At 40.3% G+C, this 7,390-nt stretch carries 6 protein-coding genes; all 6 read right to left on the bottom strand.

Going from position 1 to position 7,390, the window contains the following annotated elements:
• Positions 1-98 precede the first annotated feature (98 nt).
• The 6 genes from IQ264_RS30435 to IQ264_RS30410 all read right to left on the bottom strand — a co-directional run bounded on the left by IQ264_RS30435 (position 99) and on the right by IQ264_RS30410 (position 7,141).
• Entirely contained in the window at positions 99-509 is a 411-nt protein-coding gene (locus IQ264_RS30435; protein WP_193986096.1) for a hypothetical protein, read from the bottom strand.
• Complete coding sequence (locus tag IQ264_RS30430) at positions 487-843, bottom strand: hypothetical protein (RefSeq protein WP_193986095.1); 357 nt, start codon at positions 841-843, stop codon at positions 487-489. The genes IQ264_RS30435 and IQ264_RS30430 overlap by 23 nt, the downstream gene beginning before the upstream one ends.
• A gap of 49 nt (positions 844-892) precedes the next feature.
• Positions 893-1,132, bottom strand: coding sequence for a hypothetical protein (locus tag IQ264_RS30425; protein WP_193986094.1), 240 nt, complete (start codon positions 1,130-1,132; stop codon positions 893-895).
• A gap of 177 nt (positions 1,133-1,309) precedes the next feature.
• Positions 1,310-6,367, bottom strand: a complete 5,058-nt coding sequence (locus IQ264_RS30420; protein ID WP_193986092.1) for a tetratricopeptide repeat protein — start codon at positions 6,365-6,367, stop codon at positions 1,310-1,312.
• A 193-nt stretch (positions 6,368-6,560) separates the two neighbouring features.
• The gene (locus tag IQ264_RS30415; RefSeq protein WP_193986090.1) at positions 6,561-6,809 is read right to left on the bottom strand and encodes a DUF4926 domain-containing protein; all 249 of its coding nucleotides are present in this window, start codon (positions 6,807-6,809) and stop codon (positions 6,561-6,563) included.
• A gap of 2 nt (positions 6,810-6,811) precedes the next feature.
• Positions 6,812-7,141, bottom strand: a complete 330-nt coding sequence (locus IQ264_RS30410) for a DUF6883 domain-containing protein (RefSeq protein ID WP_193986088.1) — start codon at positions 7,139-7,141, stop codon at positions 6,812-6,814.
• Between the last annotated feature and the right edge of the window lie 249 nt (positions 7,142-7,390).

Raw genomic sequence — 7,390 nt, 5'->3', positions numbered from 1 at the left:
TTAATAATAGAATTAAGCTCATTATTCGACAAAGCTATGGCTTTAAAAGCTTTGAATCTTTGCGAGAAAAGCTGTTAGCTTGTTTATTTAAATAAGATTTACTTATCCCCACAGGTACGGGAGAGCCACGCTGCTTCTAATTGTTTGAGTTTATCTCCCAGTTCTAATGCTTGCTTTTTGAGATGAACAAAAGTTGCGGCGTGAGCATTTCCCAGTTTTATGACTTCAGTAGCTAACTCGACAATATCAGTTGTGGTAGAAACTGCGAAAGTGAAGCCTTGGAGTTGGTTGGTTGCAACGAATTTGGTGGTAGATGACATGGTGATGCTCCAATTGACTTGATTCTGAGTTAATGTGTTGGTTGGTTTTTTAGATTTTTTTGAAGTGCGCTCTTGGGTTTCAGGAGCCACTTCGACTTTCTCTGAGGAAAACATTTCTTCTAAAACATAAGCTAAGTCCTCTGGGTTGGATTTGATGAGTAATGGTTTAACTGTGTGAGCGATACGCAAGAGAGCAGGCTACGCCAACGCAGTTGCGAGTAGCAAGGCACTCCGTTCCCCAATGCCGAACCTGCAATCCAAGCAGCATCGGGAAGGCGAATGTTGATGGCATTAGCTCGGCTGTTGTGGCATTAGCGATCGCACTACTGAGTTTCGGATCGCCTGGGTCATGGTCGATGTTCCACAAACTGCGGATAAGAGCGATTTCAAAACCCGCCGTCATTAAGCCACCACCACCACAGAGGTAGCCAGCTATGGGGGCATCCGGTGGCAGAACTAATCTGGGGATACAAGCCCAGGCTGGACGAATGTTGTTTGGATGCGATGGCGGGTTGGTAATCATCGATCTGCACCTAGTTATGGGTGGACGAAAACCAACAATGCTGCTGGTTTTAATCAGGTTTTTGCATCAACAGGTCATCGATTTTTAAATCTGGGTTATTGGTTCTTTCTCTGAGCCAATCTCGCAGCTTAACTAAAGTTACGAATTCGCTTTTTGTTAAAGTTCCAGCTTTTGCCCCAGACAAGGTGCGGCGATCGATTTTCCGACCTTGCAATAACAATTCTTCATAAACAGCATTTAGGGATAAGTTTTGCGGCCAGTATTGGCTGATATCAACGTAAATTTTCATCTTTGACTCCAAAGCCTCTACGTTGATGCTGCCATGTTTACAGCTTATTACGTTAACGTATATACGTCAATAATCAAACGTTACTAGTTTAAATAAGTAAAATTAGGAACAGGAAAGATCTGCCGATCGCCATGAGTTAGGAGAAAGCCATTACAACTGTTTTCCCTTTGAGTCTGCTTACAACCCATTGCCAATCAAAATAAAAGGTGCCCAGTAGTAGGGATGACTTAGAGGACGGCTTGCCCCCGAAGGTAAACGTACAGGAACAGCTTCCACAAACAGACTACGGGCTTGCCCTACACCCTGCTCCTTGGCTGTGATTAAAGTAATTTGTGCTTGACGTAAGGCTTCCGCCTTCGTGATGTTCCCTCGCTTCAACACGGCATAGAAAGCATCCATTAAAACTTGCGTTCCCCCATCATCCACCGACCAAAGTGAGGCGATAGCTGCCCGCGCACCCGTTCGCTGCATTTGATAGCCAAAACCAAGAATTTCTTCACCATTGCCTAACTTACCGCCAACACCCGTTTCACAGGCACTCAGCACCACTAAATCCACTTTTGGTAGAGTCCACTTTTCCACATCCCGCAGTGTTGCCCGATCGCCATTACCGAATAAAATAAAGCTATCTTCCGGCTTACCCACTACAAAAGCCGCATGAGTTGCCAAATGCACCACCGAGTAATCATTCATCAACAGGACAGTTTCTCGGTTAAATTGTTGGTTTAAACGTTTGGTTGTCTGGGGAATTGCTGCTGCTAAATTTTCCACCTCCCGACCCGCAAAAGGTAAGCCCCTGAATGAAAACTCCTGGTCGCCTACTTTGAAACGGTAATCACCTTGGGTAAACGCCCCGGCGAACACTTGTAATTGGCTTTGGGGTTGGGTATTAAAGTCTGTAAGGCTGAGGGCGGTGATATTGTTGATGCGGAAACGCTGTATTAGCCATTGCTTGCCATCATGCAGGGCAGCCAAGGGAATATAACGCAGTTGTCCATCTGGGGCATAGATAATCGTTTGAACCTCTGCTTGAGCCAGATCTTTTTCTAAGGGTTTAATCAAGTAATTGTAAAGCTTTTGGGCGGGAATCCTGGCATCGGCAAAGGGATTGGTTAAAGCACTACGAAACTCTACAATCACTTTATTAAGGTCGGTACGAGTAACAGCAACGGTGCGACGAATCGGGGGAGAATAAGGGTTTACTAATACTAGTTCTAAACGATCATCCAAAATCAAGGGATAGAGAATCACAGCATTTTGCTGGAGTCGTTGCAGGTTGTCTTGTAAACTACGGGCATTTTCTAGGTCGAAATTCTGTCCGCCTGTAGTTTGGCGCAGTTGAGTAATCAGAGTTTGTACCGCAGGACTTTTGAGAAAAGCCTGAAATTCTTGGGTGATTTGTTGCTCGGCTTTCCGTAGTTGTAGGATACGCTGTTTTTGGGTGGGAGTGCGATCGCTAGGAGCAATACGTTGCAGTTGGGTCAGTTCTTTTCCTAGTGCGATCGCTTGGTCTAAAATTGCCTCATAACTTTTAGCGATTTCCTGTTCTGTTCTGGTATTGGCAATGCCTTGCACGCTATTATCATTTCCGCGCACATTTTGCAGGTAATCATCAATTTCTTGTACTTTCAATAAGTCGAGAACTCTTTGCGCTTCTAATACCCGATCTTGCTTCAATAAGAGATCGGCTAAAGAGCGATAAGTGCCAGCAACCGTTTCTGTAAAAGATTGTTGTTGTTCTTTGGGTAGTTCCTGAATATTACGTCGAATAGTTTCTCTGAGATTAACAGATTGTTTGTAGAAAATAATTGCTAATTCTGGCTGATTTGTTTTTACTAGGAGATTGCCGATATTGCTCAAAATCACCCCTTCCAAAGGTGAGAGATTTGCTTCCTTCACTAGACGCAAGGCATTATGATAAGCTTCATGGGCTTGAGTGTATTGACCTAAAGCTGTATAAAGCGTACCTAAACTATCAAAGGTATTAGCTTTGTTGGCTATGTCTTCTAACTTTTGAAAAATGGTCAGTGCTTGTTGAAGTAGTTCAACGCCTTGGCTTGGTTGACCAATCTGATTGTAAACCAATCCCATATTATTTAACGTTGCAGCTTCACCAGAAATATCTCCTGCTTCTCGCCGTGCAGTGAGGGCTTGCTGATAAAATTCTAATGCTTTGCTGTATTGTTGCTGAGCTTTATAAACAAGACCAAGGTTGTTTAGGGAGCGACCTTGAGCAGCTTTGTCATCTAAAGCCTTGCTAATCTTGAGGGATTGCTGATAAAAATCAAGTGCTTTGTTATATTGTCCTAAGTCATAGTAAACACTACCGAAATTGTGTAGAACTGAAGCTTCTCCTTGGCGGACGGTTGAGATTTCTAGGACTGGGGTAATAGTTGCTTGAGCAGCAATAAGTGAGTTGGTGAGGTCTTGGAAAATTTTAAGAGATCGCTGATATGTTTCTAATGCTTGAGAATATTGTCCTTGTCTGCGAAAAATTTCTCCTATATTGTTTAAGCTAACAGCTTCTCCATAAACATCTTTTGTTGTTTGACGAATCTTTAAAGATTTTTGATAAGCTTCTAGTGCTTTATTGTAATTCCCTTGATTTTTATATAATGTACCTAAGTTATTTAAAAGAATTGCACTGATATTGTTACCGTATTTATCAGATACTTGCTTCGTTAAAGTGTTTTCATAAACTGCTACTGCTTGTGCATACTGTCCTCGTCGGCGGTAGATTTCTGCTATGTGTAATGTAGCTGTATTTAGAGTTAGAGACCAATCCTCCATATCCACTCTAACGTTACAGATGAATTTCCGTTCGCTAGTTACTTTGCGGATTGCCTCAATGATAGTTGCATCCGAAGTTTGATCGTCACCACATCCTGCTGGTTCAGTTTTGAGGATTTGCTCAAAGTACTTCAGAGCCAGATCATAATTTCCTAATTTTTCGTGGATTAAGCCAAGATTTTTCATTAAATTCCAGTCGCCATTTACCGAATCAAACTGTTGAAAATAAGTTAAGGCTTGAGGATAGTTTTTTAACTTAATATAAGTTTCTCCAAGTTCCCAAAGAATAGCTAAATTATTATTCAAATATGAGTAATCTTCTCTACCTGTATACTCTCTACCTATATATAGACAATCTTCAACTGCTTGGCAAAAAACAAGAGTTTCTTGCAGTCTTTCTATTGCTCGATTGTATTGTTTGAGTCGATGGTGTGTTTGAGCAATTCTATATAAGAAGATTGCCTTACCTGTATCGTCACCCAAACTCTGACGAATGGTTAATCCTTGCTGATAGAAACTTAAGGCTTGTGAGTATTGTTTAGCTAATTGGTAGACATCACCTAAATCTAGCAAAATCGTACTTTCTAAAAAAAGATCGCCCTTTTCCCTACTTAATACAGCTGCCGATTGTAAATAACTGATAGCTTCGGGAGTTCTTCGTCCAATACTTTTATTATCTTTATCCCACAACATGGCTGAAGTATATATCCCCAGACTATGTAAAACTTCTAATTCACCTTGTCGATTTTTGGCTGCACGGTAAAGATTTAGTGCTTGCTTGAATAGACTTTCTACATTATCATTATAAACCTTCATCCAAGCCATCTTAACTAAGATGTCTGCTTCTGATTTGCGATCGCCAAGCGATCGATAAATGGTCAAAGCTTGTTGGTAAAATTTTGGTTGTGCTTCAGAGTTAGACGACAGTTCTCCAAGCTGAATCAAAACAGAGGCTTCGGACTGACGATCTCCTGTTGAGCGAGCGATAGCTAATGCTCGCTCAAAAAAACTACGCTGACTTAACTTTCCAGTCAAATCAGAATTTAGAGATTGTCCAATTTTTATTAGGGCTTGTTGCTCACCTGCTCTACCGTTTCTTTGTTTACTAATATCTATAGCTTGGTTAAATAACTCGAAAGAACGCTGTTGTTCTTCAGATGCTCCATAAACTGCTCCTAACTCTATTAAACTGTTTTCCTGACCCTCCAAGTTAGCAAGTTGCTGATAAATTGCTAGAGCTTCTTGAAATAAAGATATTTTCCTTTCTTTCTCACTGCTAGTCTTTCCAATTCTGTATAAAGCAGTTGCTTTACGTAAAAGATCGCTCTTTCCCTGAAAATAAGGGAGAATTAATTCATATAATCCTTGATAGTCACTTAGGCAGACATCAGACCCAATCTGACATTGTGCATAATTGGCTTCTGCAACGTTATATATTGCATCTATTTGTCCTGGTTCGTCAGCTAATTGACGATTAAGTTCAAAGGCTTGCCAAAAGTGTTTTGCAGCAGAGAAGTATTGCTTACGGTTATGCTTATCTGAGCCTAATCGATTTAAGTTCTGAATTTTTGATTGTTGTTCTGACCGATTTAAGCTAACATCGATCGAGTTAACTGCCAAAACTTCAATTTTTTGTCCGGCAACAATCAATTTTTCACTATTTGGGCTAAAAATAATATTTTGTATACGCCCTAGTTTAGGCAAGGTACAGAGAGATTGTTGATTTCTAAGATCCTGAAATTTAATAAAACTAATAAACTCATTAAGACCCCGAACATTAACGGTTGCAATAATTTTCTGATTACTATTCTGCTCCCCAAATGAATCTCTATCTGCTCGTTGCTCCACATTGGTTGTTGGAGAGTTAGATTGAATAATGTTTCCAGTACTTCGATTGACAAATTCTATTTTAAATTTATGTGAATTCTCATCATTTATTTTACTGATACTAATGATAGTTGGCAGATGGGAATTATCAAGTTTTTGTACAGTGCTTTGCTTATTAATCAAGGAATCAATCAGTTCACCCGTTTGGATCTGCCAAACTTTAGTAGTAATCTCATACTCTTGATAACCTTCTTCAACTTGACTAACGCTCACAATACTTTTTCCATCTGGCGTAATTGCAACTGCTTTAATTGCTCCAGGGTAAGCTGCTAGACTGTGGACTAACTTTCCTGTCTCCATGTTCCAGACATTCAAAACCCCATTTTCATCTCCACTTACCAGAGTCTTGCTATCTGCACTAATGGCGAGTGCTGTTACAGAACTCAAATGTCCAGTCAGTGTAAACTGTGTCTGTAAGTTTTGACATAATTGAAACATCGCAGGTGTTTGTTGATTGTTGATAGTATCCTGCGCTAAAACTGATAGTGGGATCGCCATTACACTACCTAGCATCAACCTCGCCATCAACATCGAGTTAATCATCTGCTTGTGTGCCATTTAAATCCTCTTCCTTGTTGAATTATCAGAGAAAATTACTCGATATGTCCAGTTTGAGTGCTGTTGTTATGGAAATTAGATTTTGACAAAATATTAAGTTGTAGACATTAGCAATTCACCCAGCGATACAAGCTACGCCCAGGCTACGCCAACGACTGAAAGCTTCGATCGCGGATGAGTTAATTATTTGCTTCTAAGCTATCACTTCATCCAAAACTCTAACGTGCAACACCTCATTACTCATCAAGGGTTCAATCTGCGATTGAGCGACTGTAATCACTGCGATCGTTTCCCCAACGGCATTAAATACCTCTAAACTATAGCCATCCTCATCATCCGGTACAGGGTGATGTTCGACAATGGTTGCCACATCTCCCTGACAGAGTTTGTACTGGGGTAAATCTTCCCGTAGTGCTACTCGCGTAAACAGTTCAAATTTCATGCTTAAATCTCCTTATCGGGAAATAACGTAATAAACTTGGTTTGTCCAGTTGCTTTCTCTATCATCCAAATTGTAACCACTGGTAAAACTACACGATTAACACCTGTCAAAGTTCCGCGAATTTGATAATGAGTGCCAAATCGTGTTTGTTCAGTGAATACTGCATCTAATGGTAATATTTGCTCTCGCAAATCCAGTTCTAATTGTTGCCAATTTTCTTGAGTGTAACCAGCTTGTGCGAGAAATTTTGATTTGTCATCCTGTGCCAGTGGTTTAAGTAAATATTGAGTCAATTTAGCTGGTGCAATAATTGCATCAGGAGATAATTTCATGCTTTGACTCCAGCAAAAACTTGACTTACTCCGGGGATACCCGTAAAGAAAGGCATTTGACTAAACGCATCAACTTAAACATAGGAATTAGTTTACCATTACTAACTGTAAATCAGTATCTTGGCTCTCCCGTACCTGTGGGGATAAGTAAATCTTATTTAAATAAACAAGCTAACAGCTTTTCTCGCAAAGATTCAAAGCTTTTAAAGCCATAGCTTTGTCGAATAATGAGCTTAATTCTATTATTAA

The organism is [Phormidium] sp. LEGE 05292, assembly GCF_015207735.1.
GTDB lineage: Bacteria > Cyanobacteriota > Cyanobacteriia > Cyanobacteriales > Aerosakkonemataceae > Floridanema.
This window is presented reverse-complemented; position numbering and strand designations above follow the sequence as displayed.